The organism is Endozoicomonas sp. 2B-B (genome assembly GCF_053470045.1).
This window is the reverse complement of record NZ_JBLZMU010000001.1, coordinates 2,544,151-2,564,868: the sequence shown is the minus strand read 5'-3', so window position 1 is coordinate 2,564,868 and position 20,718 is coordinate 2,544,151. Positions and strand designations below refer to the sequence as shown.

Annotated in this window: 17 protein-coding genes; 12 read left to right on the top strand and 5 right to left on the bottom strand. The window is 49.2% G+C overall.

Annotated features, from left to right (window positions below; translation table 11 throughout):
* Positions 1 to 9 precede the first annotated feature (9 nt).
* From ccoO to ACOMHB_RS10575, 8 genes are all read left to right on the top strand, one after another.
* A complete protein-coding gene (ccoO, locus tag ACOMHB_RS10610) occupies positions 10 to 621 on the top strand; it encodes a cytochrome-c oxidase, cbb3-type subunit II (RefSeq protein WP_422133227.1) in 612 nt (203 codons plus the stop codon).
* A gap of 5 nt (positions 622 to 626) precedes the next feature.
* Positions 627 to 839 carry a cbb3-type cytochrome oxidase subunit 3 gene (locus ACOMHB_RS10605; protein WP_422133226.1) on the top strand — a complete coding sequence of 71 codons (213 nt, stop codon included), beginning with the start codon at positions 627 to 629 and terminating at the stop codon, positions 837 to 839.
* Positions 839 to 1,759, top strand: a complete 921-nt coding sequence (gene ccoP / locus ACOMHB_RS10600) for a cytochrome-c oxidase, cbb3-type subunit III (protein WP_422133225.1) — start codon at positions 839 to 841, stop codon at positions 1,757 to 1,759. Before ACOMHB_RS10605 ends, ccoP begins: the two co-directional genes overlap by 1 nt.
* A gap of 363 nt (positions 1,760 to 2,122) precedes the next feature.
* Positions 2,123 to 3,523 carry a cytochrome c oxidase accessory protein CcoG gene (ccoG, locus tag ACOMHB_RS10595; protein ID WP_448216589.1) on the top strand — a complete coding sequence of 467 codons (1,401 nt, stop codon included), beginning with the start codon at positions 2,123 to 2,125 and terminating at the stop codon, positions 3,521 to 3,523.
* 18 nt (positions 3,524 to 3,541) lie between these two features.
* Entirely contained in the window at positions 3,542 to 4,120 is a 579-nt protein-coding gene (locus tag ACOMHB_RS10590) for a FixH family protein (protein ID WP_422133223.1), read from the top strand.
* A gap of 19 nt (positions 4,121 to 4,139) precedes the next feature.
* Positions 4,140 to 6,638, top strand: coding sequence for a heavy metal translocating P-type ATPase (locus tag ACOMHB_RS10585; RefSeq protein ID WP_448216588.1), 2,499 nt, complete (start codon positions 4,140 to 4,142; stop codon positions 6,636 to 6,638).
* 6 nt (positions 6,639 to 6,644) lie between these two features.
* On the top strand, positions 6,645 to 6,818 hold the full coding sequence (gene ccoS / locus ACOMHB_RS10580; protein ID WP_422133221.1) for a cbb3-type cytochrome oxidase assembly protein CcoS: 174 nt from the start codon (positions 6,645 to 6,647) through the stop codon (positions 6,816 to 6,818).
* A 66-nt stretch (positions 6,819 to 6,884) separates the two neighbouring features.
* Positions 6,885 to 7,598 (top strand): sulfite exporter TauE/SafE family protein, encoded by a 714-nt coding sequence (locus tag ACOMHB_RS10575; protein WP_448216587.1) that lies wholly within the window; start codon positions 6,885 to 6,887, stop codon positions 7,596 to 7,598.
* A gap of 19 nt (positions 7,599 to 7,617) precedes the next feature.
* Here the strand turns inward: ACOMHB_RS10575 and ACOMHB_RS10570 are convergent, their stop codons facing one another.
* The 3 genes from ACOMHB_RS10570 to ACOMHB_RS10560 form a co-directional block, all read right to left on the bottom strand.
* Complete coding sequence (locus ACOMHB_RS10570; protein WP_448216586.1) at positions 7,618 to 8,148, bottom strand: DUF3605 domain-containing protein; 531 nt, start codon at positions 8,146 to 8,148, stop codon at positions 7,618 to 7,620.
* Between the two features lie 270 nt (positions 8,149 to 8,418).
* Entirely contained in the window at positions 8,419 to 9,009 is a 591-nt protein-coding gene (locus ACOMHB_RS10565) for a hypothetical protein (RefSeq protein ID WP_448216585.1), read from the bottom strand.
* A 207-nt stretch (positions 9,010 to 9,216) separates the two neighbouring features.
* Positions 9,217 to 10,314 (bottom strand): hypothetical protein, encoded by a 1,098-nt coding sequence (locus tag ACOMHB_RS10560; RefSeq protein ID WP_448216584.1) that lies wholly within the window; start codon positions 10,312 to 10,314, stop codon positions 9,217 to 9,219.
* A 405-nt stretch (positions 10,315 to 10,719) separates the two neighbouring features.
* On the opposite strand from ACOMHB_RS10560, the gene hemN reads away from it, so the two are divergent.
* Positions 10,720 to 12,111, top strand: coding sequence for an oxygen-independent coproporphyrinogen III oxidase (gene hemN / locus ACOMHB_RS10555; RefSeq protein ID WP_448216583.1), 1,392 nt, complete (start codon positions 10,720 to 10,722; stop codon positions 12,109 to 12,111).
* 99 nt (positions 12,112 to 12,210) lie between these two features.
* Here the strand turns inward: hemN and ACOMHB_RS10550 are convergent, their stop codons facing one another.
* The gene (locus tag ACOMHB_RS10550; protein WP_448216582.1) at positions 12,211 to 13,785 is read right to left on the bottom strand and encodes an autotransporter outer membrane beta-barrel domain-containing protein; all 1,575 of its coding nucleotides are present in this window, start codon (positions 13,783 to 13,785) and stop codon (positions 12,211 to 12,213) included.
* A gap of 110 nt (positions 13,786 to 13,895) precedes the next feature.
* On the bottom strand, positions 13,896 to 18,128 hold the full coding sequence (locus ACOMHB_RS10545) for a hypothetical protein (protein WP_448216581.1): 4,233 nt from the start codon (positions 18,126 to 18,128) through the stop codon (positions 13,896 to 13,898).
* 318 nt (positions 18,129 to 18,446) lie between these two features.
* On the opposite strand from ACOMHB_RS10545, the gene fnr reads away from it, so the two are divergent.
* From fnr to ACOMHB_RS10530, 3 genes are all read left to right on the top strand, one after another.
* Positions 18,447 to 19,205 carry a fumarate/nitrate reduction transcriptional regulator Fnr gene (fnr, locus tag ACOMHB_RS10540; protein WP_422133212.1) on the top strand — a complete coding sequence of 253 codons (759 nt, stop codon included), beginning with the start codon at positions 18,447 to 18,449 and terminating at the stop codon, positions 19,203 to 19,205.
* 31 nt (positions 19,206 to 19,236) lie between these two features.
* Complete coding sequence (locus ACOMHB_RS10535) at positions 19,237 to 19,779, top strand: adenine phosphoribosyltransferase (protein WP_448216580.1); 543 nt, start codon at positions 19,237 to 19,239, stop codon at positions 19,777 to 19,779.
* 410 nt (positions 19,780 to 20,189) lie between these two features.
* Complete coding sequence (locus ACOMHB_RS10530) at positions 20,190 to 20,717, top strand: hypothetical protein (RefSeq protein ID WP_448216579.1); 528 nt, start codon at positions 20,190 to 20,192, stop codon at positions 20,715 to 20,717.
* Position 20,718 lies beyond the last annotated feature (1 nt).

Genomic DNA, 20,718 nt, shown 5'->3' with positions numbered 1-20,718 from the left:
GAGTTCACCATGAAAAAACATGATTTAGTTGAAAAAAATCTTGGTTTAATGGTGGCACTGATCGTAGTAGCCATCAGCTTTGGCGGCCTCGTTGAGATCGTGCCTCTGTTCTTCCAGAAAACCACCACTGAGCCGGTGGCAGGCCTGAAGCCTTACAACGCCCTTCAACTGGAAGGTCGTGACATCTACATTCGTGAAGGCTGTGTAGGCTGTCACTCACAAATGGTTCGCCCCTTGCGTGCTGAAGTAGAGCGTTACGGTCACTACTCTGTAGCCGGCGAATCTGTCTACGACCATCCCTTCCTGTGGGGCTCTAAACGAACAGGCCCGGACCTGGCCCGAGTTGGTGGTCGTTACTCTGACGAGTGGCACCGTGCCCACTTGAACAACCCCAGAGATGTCGTGCCCGAGTCCATCATGCCATCTTACCCATGGCTGAATGAAAACGTTCTGGACGGCAAACTGACCGGCAAGAAAATGGAAGTTCTGAGAAGCCTGGGCGTACCCTACACCGATGATGACATTGAAGGTGCAGCTGCCGCTGTCAAGGGTCACTCTGAAATGGACGCCGTAGTGGCTTATCTGCAGTCACTGGGCACCGCACTCCAGAACAAACGGTGACACTCATGGATATTAATGATCTGAGAGGACTGTCCACTGTGTTAGCCATGCTCGCCTTTGTGGGGGTTTGTTTCTGGGCGTACAGTGGCCATAAAAAGCGCGACTTTAATGAAGCGGCATCATTGCCGTTTGCAGATGACGAAGCTCATATAAATACGCAACACGCCAGTGGCATAGCAAATACTGAGCACGCAGACAAGGACAAAGGGGCCATATAATGATGAGTAGTTTCTGGAGTGGATGGGTCGTCATCCTTACTCTGGCCTGCCTGGCATTTGTAATCTATGTGCTGTTTACTACCTGGAAGCAGCAGCGCGAAGAGACAACGACTGAAACCACCGGGCACGCCTACGACGGTATCGAAGAGCTGGATAATCCCATGCCTAAATGGTGGCTGGCTTTGTTTGTCGCCACCTTCATCTTTTCTGCTGTTTACCTGGCTCTCTACCCGGGTCTGGGAAACTGGAAGGGCTTTCTGGGCTGGACTTCTACGGGTGAACTGGAACGTCACCAGCTAAAACATGATCGCCGTTATCAGCCACTGTTTGCCCAGTACGCTGATACTCCGATCGAAGAGCTGGTTAAGAACCCTAAAGCCGTCAAGATGGGTGAGCGTATCTTCCTGAACAACTGTGCCTTGTGTCACGGAAGTGATGCCGCCGGTGCTTTTGGCTTCCCGAACCTGACCGACAATGCCTGGCTCTATGGTGGCACGGCTGACGCCATCACCACCACGATCATGGAAGGCCGCAACGGGCAGATGCCTGCCTGGGGTGCGGTGATTGGAGAGAAAGGTGTTCGTGATGTTGCCACTTTCATCCGTGCTAATGCAGGTCTGATCGACAAGGTAGACACGGCCACAATGACTGCAGGCAAGAAGATTTATGACACGACTTGTGCAGTGTGTCATGGTGCCGACGGCAAAGGTAACCAGACGCTGGGGGCACCCGACCTGACCGATGAGATCTGGCTGTATGGCTCAAGCCAGGCTCAGGTGGAATACACCATTCGCAAAGGTCGTAACGGTGTAATGCCAGCCTGGAAAGACATTCTGGGCAGTGAAAAAGTCCATCTGGTCGCTACCTACGTATTCAGTCTGGACGCAGACAACAAAGACAACGAAGAAGCGCAGGACTAATACCAATCGTGCTTTCTAACTCCCGTGATGAGCATGGAGATTTGAGCCTTAAGACAAGGCGGCGTGAGGAGTCATAGCCTTAGCTATGGCGACGATCGGCAACGCAGGATTAAGGCTCAAATCTTCAGCGCAATAGGGAGTTAGAAAGTTCGATTGGTATAATTACCTTCTGGCACCTTGTCATGAAAACCGCAGTCATCTGGCTGCGGTTTTTTTTATCATGTAAAATAATGCCGAGTTTCCGATAGCATCTTTTATAAGCAATGAAAAACAAATGCCGTTCGAAGGACCGCTTCTCAAATTCATAGGGGAGAATTCGGTTCGCTGGACAGCCTGTATCGACCATCAGGGCAGTGAAGTGAAATGCCAGAGTCAGACCAAAAAATCCAATCCAATGGACCGGAATTGATTGACCTGTATCAAAAACCGGACAAAATCTACACTCGCAGTTTCCAGGGGTACTTTCGCAATCTCAGGCTCGTCGGGGGAGCGCTGTTATTCCTTCTGTATTTCGGCACGGCCTGGCTAAATCTGGATGGCCGACAGGCTGTGCTGTTCGACTTGCCAGAGCGTAAATTTCATATTTTTTCCGCTACTTTCTGGCCGCAGGACTTTATTCTGCTGTCATGGCTCTTGATTATCTGCGCCTTTGGCCTGTTTGCCATAACGGTGTTTGCCGGTCGGATCTGGTGTGGCTACACCTGCCCCCAAAGTGTGTTCACCTGGGTATTTATGTGGGCGGAGAAGATCACAGAAGGTGAACGCAACCAGCGAATACGCAGGGATAAAGGTCCAGTGTCGGCAGAAAAAGTTCTGCGCAAACTGGCAAAGCATGGTATCTGGCTGAGTGTTTCTGTTGCCACCGCTATCACATTTGTTGGGTACTTTACTCCGATTCGGGAACTGGTTCCGAATATATTGTCCCTGGAGGTAAGTCCCTGGGCGCTTTTCTGGCTGGGCTTCTTTACCCTGGCAACCTACGGCAATGCAGGTTATCTGAGAGAGATGGTCTGCCTGCACATGTGCCCTTATGCACGCTTCCAGAGTGTTATGTTTGACCGGGACACTCTGGTGGTCGCCTACGATCATAACCGTGGTGAAAACCGGGGCTCTCGCAAAAAAGGTGTGGACCCCAAAAGCCAGGGACTGGGTGACTGTATTGACTGCAGCGTCTGTGTACAGGTCTGTCCGACCGGTATTGATATCAGGAACGGGCTGCAGATCGGCTGCATAGGCTGTGCGGCCTGCATCGATGCCTGCGACAGCATTATGGACAAGATGGGCTACGAAAAAGGCCTGATCCGCTACACCACAGATAATGAGCTTTCAGGTAAGAAAACCCGTTTCGTACGTCCCAGGCTGATCGCTTACACCACTGCCCTGCTAGCAATGATCGGATTGTTCATAGGAAGCCTGAACAATCGCTCGGCACTGGAACTGGACATTCTCAGAGACCGCAATCAGCTTTATCGCACCACTTCTGATGGCAGCATTGAAAATACCTATATCCTCAAACTGGCTAACAAGGATCAGCGCCCGCTGACCATGACCGTCAGTGTCAGGGACATAGGGGATCTGAGTACCAAAGGCGATATGAGCTTTACGGTCAATGCTGGCGAAGTTGCGCAACACGTAGTTCGACTGGTGTTGCCTGCGGGTTCTATCGATTCCGGCAGCCGCGATATTGAATTTATAATCAGCAGCGATCAGCCGGATATTGAGCCTGTGAGTGCCGAAAGCCGATTCCTTGCTCCGCAAATCTGAAGACAGGTAATAACGATTATGAGCCTTGTGAAGAATGAACCCGTCACCCGCTGGTACCAGGAACCCTGGGTATGGGGAATTCTGGGAGTACTGGCCGTCACCTTTGTCTGGGGCAGCTACCGGACCTACTATGCGTTCAAGATTCAGGACAGTGTGGTGGTCGATGACTACTACAAAACAGGTAAACAGATCAATGAAGACCTCACCCGTGATCACAACGCCAGGGACTATGGCATTCGTGCCAACCTGCTGATTGATGACTTGACAGGAGAGGTCCGAATCACCCTGAAGGGCGACATCAGTGAGTGGCCCAAACAATTAAAACTGAGCCTGCTTTCTCCGGTATTCGCCGATCAGGACAAGGTCATCATGGTCAACCGTTCCATCTCTGGTGATCAGTCCACCCAGATCTATGTGGGCCAGGTTGATGAAGCGGTTGAGGGGAAAACCTATGTCCAGCTGGAAACACTGGATGAACTGATTCCTGAAGTCGGTTACGAAACAGGCTGGCGCCTGAATCAGCCTCTGATGCTGAAAGCCGGTGTTGTCAGCGCGCTGCTGCCACGTGGTAGCTCAAAAGCCAGCTCTGAACCCTGAAGCATTTTGGATTGAGTGGATGAGTAAACATTCTGAAAGTTGCCACTGTTTCCATTGTCACCTGCCTATCGAAGGGACTCCGCCTTACACGGCGATGGTTGAAGATGTAGAACAGCCTATGTGCTGCCCTGGCTGCAAGATGGTGACTGAAGCCATCATTGCCGGCGGTCTGGACAGCTATTACCAGCACCGCACCGATCCCGGTCTGCAAGCCAATGCACTCAGTCAGCGACTGGAAGAAGAACTCCAGCTCTACGACCGGGATGACATTCAGCAGGACTTTGTGATCCGCAATGGCGATTCTGAAAGACAGGCCAGCCTATTGATAGAAGGCATCACCTGTGCTGCCTGTATCTGGCTGCTGGAGAGTCATATTGGCCTGATCGAGGGTGTGGAAAACGTCACTGTTAACCTGAGTACTCATGAAGCCCAGATCAGCTGGAATAATGAACAGGTTCCACTCAGCGATATTCTGATCGCCATTCACCAGATTGGTTACAAGGCCTACCCCTGGCGAGCGGATCGTCAGGAAGCCATGCTCAAGAAAGAGAACCGCGTATTTATACGACGCCTCGCCATTGCCGGTATTGGCACCATGCAGGTCATGATGTATGCCATCGCGCTATACTCCGGAGCGATCAGTAATGACATGACGGCCCCCTATCGGGATCTGATCCGATACATCAGTGCCCTGGTGGCCACTCCGGTGATACTCTACTCTGCTGCACCTTTCTTTAAAGCAGCTCTGCGAGATGTCCGTACCCGTCATCTCAGCATGGATGTACCGGTCTCCATTGCCATCGGTGGCGCCTATGTTGCCAGCCTCTGGGCAACGGTAAACGGCAGTGGCGAAGTGTATTTCGACTCGGTTTCAATGTTTACTTTCTTCCTGCTGACCGGTCGCTATCTGGAACTCCGTGCAAGACACTCAACCTCACGGGCAGCCCGGGCCCTCAGCAACCTGCTGCCCTCCAGCTGCCTGAAAAAAGACGGTGATGAGTATGTTCGAGTCCCTCTTCAAGATCTGAAACCCAAAGACTATGTTCGGGTATTGCCCGGTGATTCCATCCCGGCTGATGCCGTTATAGTGCAGGGAAGCAGCAGTGTCGATGAGTCCATGCTGACCGGCGAATATCTGCCAATAGCCCGCAGCAAAGGTGAATCAGTAATGGGAGGCAGCCTTAATATCGACAACGCCCTTGAAATTGAAATCACTCATGTGGGCGAAGAAACCCGGATGTCTGCGATTCTCCGACTGCTAAAACATGCCCAGCAGGACAAACCTGCCATTGCCCGACTGGCAGATCGTGTTGCCGGTTACTTTGTAGCTTCGGTACTGGTGACCGCAACGGTCGTTTACTTTTACTGGTCCGGTGTTGCAGCGGAAGAAGCGTTCTGGATCACCCTGTCGGTACTGGTCGTCACTTGCCCCTGTGCACTCTCTCTGGCAACGCCAACGGCTCTGACGGCAGCAACAGGCTATTTGCATAAATTAGGATTCCTGGTTACCCGGGGTCATGTACTCGAAGGTCTGGGCAAAATCACCCACATTGTTTTTGATAAAACCGGCACCTTGACCCAGGGCCGTTTAAGAATGGAAGGCATTTATCCCGTTGCCGGCTGCCAGTATTCTGAAGATAATTTGCTCGCCATTGCTTCAGCCATTGAAGCGCATTCGGAACACCCGATTGCCAGAGCTTTTGCCGTCGCCACTGACCTCAGGGCTGAAGAGGTCGTCAGTCATACCGGACAGGGCATTGAAGCGAGAGTGGCTGCAAATTACTACAAAATTGGTCGTCCCGATTTTTGTTGTCAAACAAATAGACCGGCACCTCCGGAGCAGCAAGGACAATGGTTACTGATGTCCGAGAATGACTTGCCACTGTGCTGGTTTAAAGTGGCAGACAGTCTCAGACCCGAAGCGGCCCGTGTCATTGCTCAGTTAAAAGAATCCGGTTTCAGGGTTACACTGCTCAGTGGTGATCAGGAGCCGGTGGTAGCAGCTGTCTCCCGACAATTAGCCATAGAACAATGGCACTCTCAGGCCAGTCCGGATGACAAACTGCAATTTATTCGTCAGCGACAAGCTGATGGCGAACATGTTCTGATGGTGGGCGATGGTATTAATGACGTACCGGTTCTTGCCGGCGCAGACATCTCTCTGGCCATGGGCAATGCTTCAGATCTGGCCAAGACCAGTGCCGATGCCGTTCTTCTATCCGATGACCTGAGTCGTCTGATTGACGCCTTTGACCTGGTCAGGCGAACCCGCAAGATCATTCGCCAGAATCTGGCCTGGGCATTTGGCTACAACATGACGGCCCTGCCCCTGGCAGCGGCCGCTATGGTGGCTCCCTGGATGGCTGCGATTGGCATGGCACTGAGTTCTCTTTTGGTAGTAGGCAACGCACTGCGTTTGAGCAAAGACAAAAAGCCTGCTCCCCGGGGAGAACAACTTGCCAGCCGGGATAGTGATCGTGAAAATGCGAATAATCTGCAAGTTGCTGTGAAGGTATAGAGCCCTATGGAAAGCCTGATCATTCTTATCCCTATAGCCGTAGTGTTGATTGCCGTTGCTGTCAGGATATTCCTGTGGGCAGTCGATAATGACCAGTTTGATGATCTGGAAGGGCCCGCCCATAGTATTCTTTTTGACGATGGCCCGCCAAAAGCCAGTCGTCCGTCCAAAAAAGAGTGATCAGAAACAGCCCTGAGCCTATAAAAAGCCCTGAGCATATAAACAACCCTGAGCAGATAGATAGCCATGACCGAAGTACCCACTCTACTAGCCGCAAGCACCCTTGGCTTGCTGGGAAGTACTCACTGCATTGGCATGTGTGGGGGTATCACCTCGGCCCTTAGCCTTTCCCTCAGAGGGCGCTCAAAAGCTGAAACCAGCTGGTTAATGCTGACATATCATGCAGGCCGAATCAGCAGTTATGCTCTGGCGGGCCTTCTACTTGGATTAGTAGGCTGGTTCCTGGGGGATGCCAGCGAAACCCTGCAATCTTCACTTCGAATCATTGCCAGCGCTATGCTGATCGCCATGGGTCTTTATATCACCGGTTGGTGGAAAGGCCTGATGAAAACGGAAAAGCTGGGGCAACACCTCTGGAAACACATTCAACCGCTTGCCAGCGAACTACTGCCTATTCGCAGCACACCTAATGCTCTGGCCCTGGGTGCCCTTTGGGGTTGGCTTCCCTGTGGATTGGTTTACAGCACACTGATCTGGTCTGCCAGTCAGAATAACCCGACTCAGTCTGCCTTATTGATGGCCGCTTTTGGGCTGGGCACCCTGCCCTCTGTATTTCTGACCGGACTATTTGCAAGACAACTGGCGTCTGTCATACAAGCCAGCATGACCCGCAATATTGCCGGCATTATGATGATTCTCTTTGGTCTCTACAGTATTCCGGGCCCGCAACAGGGTTGGGTCATGTCCGTACTCTCTGTTGGACACGGCGGGCATTACTGAACGACCAGAGATCCCGCCCTTATTGACCAGACTGCAAGATCTGCTCGACCTGATCAGCAATCTCCTTTGAGTTCACACTCCTGAGGAAGATATGAGCATGAGCCAGACCCGCCACCGTTCGTTTATGAGGTGGATTCACATGGATATACCATTCCAGAGAGTACTTTGACAGTAACTCGCCAAGATTTTTCTTTAACAGCCGGTTTGACTCTTCCTGCAAAAACTCTTCCTGCCAGTCCTTGCCGGATATAAACAGCAACAGATGTACTACGTCGTCTTCCAGCCAATAAGGAAAACTATTCAACGCCAGTCGGCTTTCCAACATACAATGACCATCACTGCATTCCAGCGCCCTTTGCTTTGATAGCTTGAAAATATTCTCCAGAACAGCAGTTTCAGGCGATTTCCCAGTCAGCTTCAATTGCGTCAGATAGCCAAGGTAAGCCGCCAGCTGGCCAGGACTTCTTCGGGTATCAATATGGCCTGACTGAATCTCTTGCCAGGTAATCACTCCGGAGAAGGTGACAATACCAAAAAGAACCTTGAACAATGCAAGACTGCAAAGGCCAATAACTCCCAAAATATTCTCTCCCGGTTGAGTCCAATGTTATTTGTTGTCCAGCATAGACTGATTATGTGCTTTCGGCGCAGAAGTGGATGCTCTAAAGTTGTAATAATTGATGAGGTTAACTCGTTCCCTTGCTTTTAGGCTCTGTGGGTCCCGGTGTGGGAACGAGTAATGAATCGCTCGAGGAAGCAGTGCGATCAATAAACCCCTGTCGCTTTTTGTGCACTTACCTTTCTACAGCAACGTTTTTTACTAATGTGGCTGGGCCGGTCCTGGCTCTCTATAATCGGTCAGATTTTTACTATCATCGTTCAGCCGACGTTTATAAAAGTCCTGCTCCGTTTCAATAAACATTTCACCATAAAAGCCCTGGTTCGTTTCAATAAACATTCCATTAATTGTAGGAAAGATTGTGGGCTCTCCTCCAATTCCAAGAGTTCGGCCCATCATGTTTCCTCTTGAAAAACTATTAGGTGAACTCGAAGATTCACTTGGATAACTATAAGTTAGTGCAGAATAGCCATTGGCTCCCGATTCACAATTCTGCGGTGGTTGAGATTTCGCTCTGGTTGCGGCGCTGCCTGAACCCTGACTTACATCGGCTGCATTTCGGCCTGTAAAATTTGGGATTACTTCCAGACTCTCACAGGTACGTTGAGCACATGAAACAGATTGGAGCGGATCTTGCCTTGTTGGATTTACATTAGATACAGGTTTAACCCAAACCAGACTTCGACCATTTGACGTTGTTGTCGAACAGTTATTGGACCCCGCTGCAGTGTATTGCGGCGGTTGAAATTCAGCTCTGGTTGCAGCGCTGCTAGTTGTTGTTCCGTAAGTCATAATCTATCCTCCGTGATAATCTATGGTTTTGGGCAGGCAACGGACATTAAAAGTTCCCGATTACCTGGAGCCCCTTTGACTATTCAACGCAGCAAATCCTTGCTTCGTCGTAAATGGACTATACCCTTCTCGCAAAAGCTTTTTGATGACATACTGGTTAGCCGTTCTAATCAATAGGGCACGCAACAGCCCTTTTGAGCAGGTGGCTCAATGATTGATCATCTTGAACACCCGCTGACAGAACATATTCAATAAGTCGGGACTTAAAACAATTTTCAATTTATCACGTACATCATTAAGGCTGCATGATGGGGTGATTTTTAGCCAATCGTCGAGCAATTTAGAATTGCATTTATTCATATTTTCTAGAAGATATTTCAGATCATAATCATGTAAATTATCAATCATACTGTTCCAGTCAGGTGCAATAGTAATACATGGATCGCATGCATTACCCAGGTTACTGTTATCAACATCTAGTTGGAATTTGAATGGATGACCACTTTCCAGGATTCCAAATCCATAGAAGCTTTCTATTCTGTTCACTGTCTCCTCCATAAATGAGTAAACTGTTTTTACCTTTGGCTCAATGTCTGGCTTCAGTGTATACTCCTTTAAAGATTCTGGATCCGGAACGCCCTCAACCTCAAAACCCTCTGAATTTATGAATATACTGTAACTCTTGCCGTGCTCGTCTTCTACATCATTGGGTATCAATAATTTTAGCAGGGCATTTTGATCTTCTTTTAATTGGGATAATTCTTCAGGCTTAAATCTTTCTTTCTCTAACACTAAGTTGGCCATTTCTTTAATAAACTCAACAGGAATTTTTCCGTTTTTTTCAAAAACTTTGCCAGTGTTTGCAGGCGATGCATGGGCCACCTTCAGGTGGCTGACGTCCTCATCAGATGAAACAGCATCTCTTCTTACAAATGAACCTATACCAACATATGTTGGTGCCGAATAGCCAGTGCCCTCCGATTCACAATACTGCGATGGTTCTGATTCCGCTGTGGTTGCGACGCTGCTTGCAGCCCGATTTACATCGGGTACATTCAGGCCTGTAAAGCTTTGGACTTCTTCCAACCACTGAGAGGTACGTTGATCCAATGAAGCACGTTGGCGCGGATCGAATCCTGTTGGGCTTGTACTACTTGTATTAGATGCAGGCTCAACCTCAACCAGACGTCGACCGTTCGATGTTTTCGCCGGATAGCTACCGGACCCCGCTGAGCTGTTCTGCGGCGGTTGAAATTCAGCCCCGGTTGCGGAGCTGTCTGTTGTTGGTGTTAATCCATAAGCCATAATCTATCCTCCGTGATAATTTATAGTTTTAGACAGGCAACGGACATTAAAAGTTCCCGATTGCCTGTATGAACTCTCAGGTTTGCAGTGAAGCAAATTCCTTACTTTGCTATCAATTGATTTTAGCCTTCACGCAAAGACCTCTTAATGACATTCCGGTTAGCATTTCTAACGGCCTTTCTCCTGAACCCACAGCCCTAAAGAAAACTTTTTCCATGTCAGCCCCACAGGCGCGAAAGCATGGGAACCGGTATGAATTGCGTCACCTACTTATTGACACACGTCAAATACATTTGGCTTTTTAGTCTTTAAACTGTTAATAAATGAACCGGTCAATCGGCTGTTTACCTGTATAGTCATCAACAGAGCCCAGCCAGATGAGCTGTAACCAATTCGAGAGTTAATATGAGTACAGCCCCCGTATGGGATACAGGTCTGATCAAAAAGTATGACCTCAGTGGCCCAAGATACACATCCTACCCCACTGCCGTTCAGTTTCAGGAGGGGTTTAAACCCGAGCACTATGAATCCAGCGCCCGGGAAAGCAGTGCGACTAATAAACCCCTGTCGCTTTATGTACACATACCTTTCTGCAGCCACGTCTGCTACTACTGTGGCTGCAACAAGATAGTCACCAAACACCGTTCCAAGGCAAAAGACTACCTTGACTACCTGTTTCGCGAGATTGACATGCAAGCCAGTCTGTTTGGCCGGGAGCAGAGAGTCGAACAGCTTCATTTTGGTGGCGGCACTCCGACGTTTCTGAGCCCGGACCAGATTTCTGCGGTGATGGACAAGCTGAGATCCGTCTTCAACTTCAACTGTCAAAGTCATTCGGACTTTTCCATCGAGCTGGACCCTCGCGAGGTGGATTGGGTCATGATGTCTCGCCTGCGTGACGAGGGCTTTAACCGTATCAGTATCGGTGTACAGGATCTGGACGAGAAGGTTCAGAAAGCCATCAACCGGGTGCAACCCGAAGAACAGGTTCAGTCTGTTCTGGATGCCGCCAGAACCATGGCTTTCAAGTCAGTTCATATGGACCTGATTTATGGCCTGCCTCATCAGACCGTCGAAGGTTTTATGAATACCGTGAACCGGGTGATCAAGATGGCACCAGACCGACTGTCATTATTTAACTACGCTCACCTGCCGCACCGTTTCAAACCACAGAGAAGGATCAACGAGGCAGATCTGCCTTCTCCTGAGGAAAAGCTCGACATTCTCCATAAGGCTACCGAGAGGCTGGTGGAGCGGGGCTATGTCTTCATCGGCATGGATCACTTTGCCCTGCCTGATGACGAGCTGGCTGTTGCTCAGGAAACAGACACCCTGCACAGGAACTTCCAGGGTTACACCACACACAGTCACTGTGATCTGATTGCCATGGGCGTCTCTTCTATCAGCAAGGTGGGTGGTGTTTATGCGCAAAACCATATCAGCATGGAAGCGTATGAAAACTCGATCAACGAAGCCCGCCTGCCAATCTACCGTGGTTTGACTATGAATCGTGATGATGAGATTCGCCAAAGTGTTATCAACGAACTGATCTGCCATTTCAAACTGAACTTTGCTGAGGTGGAAGAGCATTATGGCCTCAAGTTCAGTGACTATTTCTCTGATGCACTGGCAGCACTGAAACCTATGGCTGACGATGGTTTGCTTTCTTTGACTGAGCAGGGAATTAAGGTGGAACCCAGAGGCAAAATGCTGATCAGAAACATCTGCATGCAGTTTGATGGTTATTTTAAGCAGCAGATACAACAGCAGCAGAACCTCTATTCAAAGGTTATTTGACACTTTTCGTGTAGAAATGCGGGCAATGCACGATTTCTACTGTTTGGTTATCCTTTTAAAGGCCAGAATAGCCAGACAGCCCGGTTTTTGTGGTAACAATCAGAAAGATCGTGTGTAGCTCAGCTGAAGGCCATCACTGGTACTGCGACTGGATCGAATCGCCGTATAATTCATGCTCAGACTGGATTGCCCGGACATTGTGGTGTTGTAGCCCATACTCAGATACAACCCATTGTCGTTAATCTCCTGAGCCCGATATTCTGACGATGCATGCTGGCCGGTATTATTAACTGTGTATCTGGACTTTCCACTCAACACCGTCTGCTGCTGGTAGCCCGCAGAAAACTTCAGGGCCGAGGGGGTATCCCCGGTTTCATTCAGTAAGACAAAGTCACTGCCCAATCGTAAAATCGATTGCTCAAAAGACTGCCCGCGCACAGCCAGCGCTCCGTCAGACAAGCCTTTCTCTCTAAAGCTGTCCGACTCTGAATGATGATAAAGGAACTCAACCATAGGTGTGACGGTAAGACCATCGAGCCAGTTATCCATATCGATGTCATAACCCAGGGCACCGAAGGCATTCCAGTCGGTGCCTGAGCGATAGGCTCGAAGTCGATGACCATCGCTACCCGTGCGTTTGCTGCTGTATTGTTTGGTACCAAGAGTCAGGGCACCATCAAACTGCCATTGATCCCTCTGCCAGGACAGGAACGGACCAAAGTGAACAGACTCTATGGAGCCCGAACCCAATTTCTGCTGAAAACTGGCTGATGTTTTCCGGCTACCCAGCATCAGGCCGACAAGGGTATTTTCAGTGGCCTGAGTGAATACTCCGACATTCAGCCCGTGACTGTCGGCATTCATTCCCTCTAAACCAGGCAGTGATGAGTAATGGGATTTCGAACCATAAGTTTGTACAAAGCTGTGCCACTGACTGCTCTCACCGCTCTGCAACTTCCCGGTAGATGTTTGGTTACCGCCTTTCACAGTACGTTGATCCAGACTGGCATTATCAAGAAGAAAAGCCTGACCATTGCGGTAGAAATCCAGAATCTGACGCAGATCACTCAACTGACTGAACAGCGCCCGGGTAGTAGCCATTTCCAAGTGGCGTGAGCCATTTAACGTCGCCTGAGCACTGGGAGACGGATGAAAGAGCACTTCTCCGGCTTCAGGCAGAGACTGATCAATCAGTGACTGCAACTCACGACTGGCAGCCCCTTTCTCAACTCTGACAACCACCCATTTTTCCTGAGCACCTTTTACCCCATCGACAGGTTTTCCAGGCTTTTTCGGACTTGCAGGATCTGTCGGGATGAGACTCGAATCCGAGTCAGGTTTATGATTAACGTGCGCTTCTCCGCCTTCACCACCGCCTCCGTCACCGCCATTTTCAAGGAGCCTGAGAGTAATTTCATAAGGCTTGTCTTCACCGGGATTAAAAAAAGAGACCGGTTCAACCAATACCGGAGCAGGTTTATCATCACTGCCGTTGTCCGGGCCGTATAGCCATTGACCAAATTTGTAGGAGAGTCCGCCAAGCCCAGTCCCCAGCAGGGCCGTTCCCCCGGTCACAATTATGGCCGGATCAATGGCCAGCACTGGCAATGGCAACACAGCGGTTGCCAACAGCATGACCAAGACCAAAGATAATTTGAGCGATTTTCTGGCCATAATTCCCTCCCCCGGAGTACTGATTTAATTCCTTCGGGGGACTATGACCGATTATTTTCAGGATTTGACTAACAAGGTTGTTATATTAACGGTTGTGTATTGCCCGCTTGCTAACGAAACTTTTGCATTATATTGACAGCATCTTCCTGCCGGAGCCAGTCGATAAGCTCTTTCCTCCTCTGTTCCAGCCTGACTCGCGGACTCTCTGGCCCGGTTTCTTCATCGGAAGATTCAGACCAATCCAGCTCTTCAAGCTCCCGGTCAATTTTCTCCAGCTCATCCACTGCAGACCTCACTTGCTGGTAAAGGTAAAACTCTTCCTGATAGTCCAAATCTTCAGGCAACTGCTGCCAGAGCGTCTCATTCTCAACAGAATCCTCAAGGCTGTCGACTTCAGACTGGGTCGAATCGTATTCTGATGGCGGATTGTCTTCATCGTCAGAGGCACAAGAAGTTAAATCGTTAAAGCCCCCTGAATAGTGATCTAAAAAATCACTATAATCCCATTTCAATCCCACAGGGTCATCGAGCTGCAGACTGCCCGGGTCATTTGCCGTCGACTGCAATGACGAAAGCACGGTTATCGCTGTGGGTGAAATCGTCTGGGAGGAGTCTTTAAGCCTTCCATCCCTTCGCAGTTGATCAACAATAATGTCTTGTAGCTCGCCCATGCCCCATTCCAGCGCTTTTGTTGTTAATCCACGATATTCCAGTTCAGCGATCAGGTATGTCCGAAGGGCCATCAATTCTTTGAAGTATGCCCTTGAGCGAAGCTGTTCTTCATTCAGGGCCTGCTGCCAGCTCTCAAGAGCTTCTTCGCCAGCCAGCTCAATCTCCCAGTCTCTGGCGTCATCGTCATAATCGTCAATGCGGTGAATATAATCCAGAGGTTCGGTCAGCATGGCTTCCAGACCTGCCCCGAGACGGGTTTCATGTTCATCAACGGCAATGTACTTTTTAACCACTTCCAGAATTACCCTGGGGTAGTCTTCATCAGGAATCTCCGACAGTGGCATTTCAGAATGCTGTAGAACAAACTGCATCTTCAGCGTATTGATCTGACTGAGATAATCTGCTGACTTTTTTTGCTCCAGCAAGAGATCATCGCGCACCCGTTCCAGCGCCAGGGCTTCGGGATCTGCTTCAGCCTGAATAACAGGATGATTCTTCACTGTCATGAGAGTCCGTGACAGCTCTTTCGCTTCCTGTCTTGATGCCTGCAGCGAGGTTTCAGCGGCAACCAATTCTTCAGCAAACTTGTCTGCCTGTTCAGGGTCGCTGCCCTTTTGCAACCCATTGAGCGTTCTCAGAGCTTCAACCAGCTTAACCTGGGTTTCCAGAGTCTTGGTCTGACCCTCTATTTCCTGAACTTTCAACAGATAGTTCATATCATGGAGCTGTTCGACCTGACGTTTGAGAGCGGTCATTTCCTGTCCCGTCAGAACAACGATCTCCTGACATTCAGACTTCAGCCGGGACAAGGTCCTGGTAAACTCATCAGCATTACTTTGAAACGACTCATGAGGCGTTTGCAAATACCCCCCGAGGAGCGACAGCTGTTCCTCAATGTCCCTGAGCTTACCTTTGAGCTCTGGCAACGTCTGAACATCAGCCAGAGATTCGCTTACAAGATTGTCACTGGCACTCAGTTCTCCCTGTAATTTTTTGACATTGCCTTGTGCTTTTTCCAGCTCGTCCACGACTCGTTGATGAGCTTCTTTATCAATGCCTTCGGGTTTTGACCTGAGCAGCTCAAGCTCGTTGGTCAGGGAATCCAGTCTGAATTGCAGTTTAGCCCCGGAGTCTTCCAATTCTTTGAGCTTTAGCCTTCGCTCTTCGGACTCTATCCTGGTTGACTCCAGCTCAACGGATACAGCATTCGCTTGCTGCTTTGTGGCATTTAACTGCTCCGAGACCTGAGCGAACGCCTCTTCAACTTGCTTAAGTCTCTCACTCATTTCATGAACTGAGTCGTTTTTGCTGATCAGGTCCTGCTGTAATTTTCTGGCAAGAAGCTGACTCTGCTCAGCTTGAGATTTGGCCTGCCTGATTTGCTGTTGCCAGACTCTTCTTTTTTTCTGACCTCGTTTATTATTAAACTGAGTGACTTCTTCGAGCAGCTGCTTATTCATACTGCTCAGCGCCTGAAACTGGAGCTCCAGGTTATGCTTTTGCTCCTCAACCTTTCTTGAGTGGTTTTTGCTATTCAGCGAATCACTGGTCAGTTGATCCACGTGATCCATAGCGCTGACCACAGTCCCCTCTATGGCCTGGCTGCGCACAGACTCATACTCTGCATTCAGGTCAAATACCTTCTGCTCAGAGCTTTCCAGAACACTTTCTGTTTTCTGTAAAAGGTCGCGAACTTCCCTGATCTCTCTGTCTCTAACCAGCACCTCTAGTCTCACCCGGTCCAGTTCAGCTCTGAGCTGTTGATTCGAAAGCTCACCCTGACTGATATTCTCCTGAAGGCAGGTATAACTTTCCTGCAACAATTTAAGCTCATTCTTTTTCTCTTCAAGCTGACGCTCTGTCAAGACGAGCGCATCCCGATCGGTCTTTTCCTGTTCCCTGAGATGCTGGATCTGCACCTCCAGCAAACCTTTTTCTTTAGCAACGGCTGCTTCCCGTTGCTTAAAACCATTGAGCTCTGCTGTCAGCACTTTTCTGGAAGAAGCCTCATGTTGCAACTGAACTCTGGTTTCCTGGAGCAGTTCCCCCTGAGCCTGCAGTTCTTTTTCAACATCCTTGAGACGCTGAGTCGACTTATGGGCTTCTACCCAACGGGCTCTGACCATCTGCTCTTCCCGGGTGAGCAGATCAATCTGCTCCCGATAAAACTGATTCTCGGAAGCGACCTTTGCTGAGTTATTGATCAACCCGGCCTTCTCTTTTTGCAATTGTTCCAGATCTGACCTCAGTTGCCTTTCCTGAATGCGTTGAGCCGCCTTATCCTCCTCCAGCTGATTCTCCAGCTCATGCTGTAACATCTGACTGCTTTCAAGCTGCATACGAACAGCATTAAGTTCATCAATGACAATCAGGTAGTCCTTATAGGTTTTGTCTTTATGCTGAATGGCAGAACTCAGCTGAGACTCCAGGAACAGTACCTTCTCAGTAGCCCTCTCCAAATCAAGCTTTTGGGTAACTGCCTCATCAGAAACCGTCTTTACCTCCGTTTCCAGAGATCGAACTGTCTGCTGGGTTTGAAACAGCTGGTTTTGAATAGCCTGCTGATCGGCTCCTGCCTCCATCAGCATCCGCTCGGCTGCCCTGAGTCTTCTTTGCAATGGTTTAATGGTGTCTCGCTCAACGGCTTTCTTTTGCAAAATCAGTGCCTGAATGTCAGTAGTCTGATGGTTTTTCTGCCGATTCAGCCTTTCAAACTCAATATCTTTTTCTTTAATGGTTTCAGTCAGAATCCGTGCTTCATCTTCAAGCGCCTCGACCTTTTCCTGAAAAAGCTGAAGTGTCTCTTGTAACCTCAAATCCTGTTGTTTTAACTGCTGGCGATCTCTTCCCTTATCACTGCCTTGCCTGTTCCTGAGCGCCTCACTCAGTTGTTCAACTTCATCAAGCACTTCCACCATCTCACGATCAACTTTCCTGTGCTGCTCAGTCAGTGTTTTCAACTCACCAGCCAACTCTTTTTGCTGTTTCTCCGCAGCCCTGAGTTTTTCGATTCTATGTTGCATTTGTTTAAAGTGTTCTTGCCCTGATGCCAGATCCGCTTTTCCCGGGAGCTGGTCGGCCAACTCTGCTTTTCGCTGTTTCTCCAACTTCAGCGCGTCTTCTGCCTCACGGAGCCTTCTATCCAGAGCCTCTGCACGCTCAGACTCTCTTAGCTCCAGCTGTTCCCGAATGATTCTCTGGGGTTGTGCATGGGTAATGACAAAATCAGTCAGTTGCTTTGAACGTGTTTCCAGCTCGCCTGAATGGGTCCGCAGATAAAACAGGTAGCCCACCCCTGAACATACAGCCAGTCCGGCAGCAACAGGCACCGATACAGAAGCGGCCCCGGCGGCAAAAGCACCGACGACTAGAACCCCGGTTCCCTTGGCTATCGTGACAGCAATTCTGCGGCCATCCCAGATCGCACTTTTTTGAAGCCGGATACGATGCGCCTCTTCAAGCTCAGCACACTCGGCCTCTTCGAGCTTTAATGCTCTGAGTTCCTCAATTGTCAGCTCACCCTTTCTGGCCATCAGGATTTGCTTTTCCTGTGGTGAAAGATCATTGAACGTCAAATCCTCAGCGGCAACGAGTTCCTCAAAGGTTCGAGGTTCAGCCACTTGCACGGTTGGAGTAAACAGAATCCCTGTCACTGAGCTGAGCAGACTCATGGCGTAAATCTCCCTGATTTACGAAATTGTATTCAGTACAGTTATCGACACATTGGCGCTGAAGAACATCTTTCTTGCATCATAGGTATTGATAGCGTTCACAGCCTTCTCATCAAGCTCAATGACTTAACTGCCAGGCAACTGATCAAGTACAACATTTTTTTAGTGCGGACTTATCGCAACCCAGTAAGTATTTTCCGAAAAAGCCTTAAGTATGAAGGAATTACGCTTTAGTCTCGGAAAGCACAGACTTACACTTTGGTAGCATTTTCAATAGAATCGTCAGCGATTTCGCCAATACGACTTTGAGGCCACTCAATGACGTCAAAGCCCAATGTACGACAACCTGGCCATGTGGCCTGCAGAGACTGCAGTCTTAGCTCCCTCTGCCTACCTCTGGCATTGAATCTACAAGACATTGACCAGCTTGATCGCATCATCAAGCGAAGCCGCCCTCTCAAGAAGGGGGAACACCTGTTCCTGGAAGGAGACCGGTTTACCAGCGTCTTCGCTGTCCGTTCCGGGGCCTTAAAAACTTATACCGCCACCAATGAAGGTGAGGAACAGATTACGTCTTTCTATCTTCCCAGTGAGATATTGGGCCTGAGTGGTCTCGATACTGACGTCTACCCGGTCTCTGCTCAGGCCATGGAAACCACCATGATCTGTGAAATCCCCTTTGACCAGCTGGAAACGCTATCCGACCGATTCCCGGAGTTGCGTCGTCATATGATGCGTCTGATGAGTAAGAAGATTCGTGAAGATCAGCAGATGATGATGCTATTGTCCAAGAAAAACGCTGATGAAAGAATTGCGACCTTCCTGATCAACCTGGCCAGTCGTTTTCGTCGCAGAGGCTTCTCATCCCAGTCATTCCGCCTGTCCATGTCCCGCAATGAAATGGGCAATTACCTGGGACTGGCTGTAGAAACCGTTAGCCGGGTATTTACCCGGTTCCAGAAAAACGATCTGATCTTCGCAGTGGGCAAAGAAATTGAAATCCGTGACCCGATTCAATTATGCTCCCTGGCGGGTGGAAAGTCTGTCGGTTTGGAACAGATTATCTCCTCCGCATAAGCGCACCAGGAACGGACATTAAGGGAAAGATATGATCGTTGACGAAGCTTATCTGAAAGCACAGATTAGAACCGTTTCTGACTGGCCAAAGCCCGGCATTCAGTTTCGGGATGTGACCACTCTTTTCGAGAACCCCAAAGCCTGGCGGTCGGTCATGGACAGCCTCATTCATCGCTATTTGGATGTTGAGTTTGACCGGATCGGCGCTCTTGATGCGCGGGGCTTCCTGATAGGCTCTGCATTGTCATATGCCCTGAACAAACCACTGATCCTGTTTAGAAAAAAGGGAAAGCTGCCCTACAATACTGTCGCTCAGGATTATGAACTTGAGTACGGGAAGGCAACGCTTGAAGTTCATGCAGACACTATTAAGAAAGGCGATAAAGTCATTCTGGTTGACGACCTGATTGCTACAGGTGGCACTTTGCTTGCGGCCGGTCAACTGGTCAGACAACTGGGCGGACAAATTCTGGAAGCAGCTGCCATTATGGATCTTCCAGACCTTGGTGGTTCAAAGATACTAAATGAAGCAGGAATTCCTGTCTTCTCACTGTGTGAATTTGAAGGGGAATAGTCCCCTTCTTTTCTTTCATGCCCCTCATATAAGTACTCAACCATACGAAATCATATTTTCTGACTTATTGTTCAGGCACTCGCGGCAACTGCTCCTGCGTTGCTCTAGCTCCTGCATCCATGCAGTCGTGATGCGTTGCAACTCTGGTCACATAGCCTACTATGTTCCCGTCGTTGCGCCTTGCAGAGTACCTGCCCTATAAGCCAGAAATATTCGATTCCGTATGGCTGAGTACTTAGTGCTTTTGCAATCTCCTGATATTCAGTTTTATCGGAAAATGACCATTAAGAGCTTTTGTGGTTTCCACACCCGAAGTATTCGTTGGTTAAATTTTACTGTACTTAAGAATTTTCTGAGTGCTACGATAATCTCAATAATGAAAATAATGCTCTAAGACAAAGGAAATCCCAATGGGTATTTGTGCAAAGGAGCTGCGCCACTATGTTGTTCGCCCTACCCTGAAGCATTTGAGAATGTGGAGTCCTACTGCAGAAAACCTGCTGCTGGGAACTGCGGCCAGAGAATCCGGCCTGGGTTTTCATCTTAAACAGGAGCATCATCAAGCTCTGGGAATTTATCAAATCTCACCCAGAATGCACCGTAATATCTGGGATCACTACCTGGCGAAGAAATCCGACCTTTCCAGTTTGATACGGGGACTGGCCAGCCAGAGAGAATTTCTGGCTCATCCACATCTGGAATTAGCGACCAACCTCTCTTACGCTACCGCCATTTCCTGGATGATTTATTATCGAACCGAAAAGCCTATCCACAAGGTACCCCATGATGATATCCATGCCCTGGGTAAGCTCTGGCATAATTACTATCATCGCCACCACCCAGGCCCCGTCGAGAGCTTTGTGGACAGTTACAGGGCTTTGATAACGAATTCTACTGAGACAGAAAAGACAGTGTCAGAGAGCCTGAAGACTCCCTGAC

Coding starts and splice junctions, on each gene's coding strand:
- ccoO (WP_422133227.1), top strand. CDS start 10: ATGAAAAAACATGATTTAGTTGAAAAAAATCTTGGTTTAATGGTGGCA.
- ACOMHB_RS10605 (WP_422133226.1), top strand. CDS start 627: ATGGATATTAATGATCTGAGAGGACTGTCCACTGTGTTAGCCATGCTC.
- ccoP (WP_422133225.1), top strand. CDS start 839: ATGATGAGTAGTTTCTGGAGTGGATGGGTCGTCATCCTTACTCTGGCC.
- ccoG (WP_448216589.1), top strand. CDS start 2,123: ATGCCAGAGTCAGACCAAAAAATCCAATCCAATGGACCGGAATTGATT.
- ACOMHB_RS10590 (WP_422133223.1), top strand. CDS start 3,542: ATGAGCCTTGTGAAGAATGAACCCGTCACCCGCTGGTACCAGGAACCC.
- ACOMHB_RS10585 (WP_448216588.1), top strand. CDS start 4,140: ATGAGTAAACATTCTGAAAGTTGCCACTGTTTCCATTGTCACCTGCCT.
- ccoS (WP_422133221.1), top strand. CDS start 6,645: ATGGAAAGCCTGATCATTCTTATCCCTATAGCCGTAGTGTTGATTGCC.
- ACOMHB_RS10575 (WP_448216587.1), top strand. CDS start 6,885: ATGACCGAAGTACCCACTCTACTAGCCGCAAGCACCCTTGGCTTGCTG.
- ACOMHB_RS10565 (WP_448216585.1), bottom strand. CDS start 9,009: ATGACTTACGGAACAACAACTAGCAGCGCTGCAACCAGAGCTGAATTT.
- ACOMHB_RS10560 (WP_448216584.1), bottom strand. CDS start 10,314: ATGGCTTATGGATTAACACCAACAACAGACAGCTCCGCAACCGGGGCT.
- hemN (WP_448216583.1), top strand. CDS start 10,720: ATGAGTACAGCCCCCGTATGGGATACAGGTCTGATCAAAAAGTATGAC.
- ACOMHB_RS10550 (WP_448216582.1), bottom strand. CDS start 13,785: ATGGCCAGAAAATCGCTCAAATTATCTTTGGTCTTGGTCATGCTGTTG.
- ACOMHB_RS10545 (WP_448216581.1), bottom strand. CDS start 18,128: ATGAGTCTGCTCAGCTCAGTGACAGGGATTCTGTTTACTCCAACCGTG.
- fnr (WP_422133212.1), top strand. CDS start 18,447: ATGACGTCAAAGCCCAATGTACGACAACCTGGCCATGTGGCCTGCAGA.
- ACOMHB_RS10535 (WP_448216580.1), top strand. CDS start 19,237: ATGATCGTTGACGAAGCTTATCTGAAAGCACAGATTAGAACCGTTTCT.
- ACOMHB_RS10530 (WP_448216579.1), top strand. CDS start 20,190: ATGGGTATTTGTGCAAAGGAGCTGCGCCACTATGTTGTTCGCCCTACC.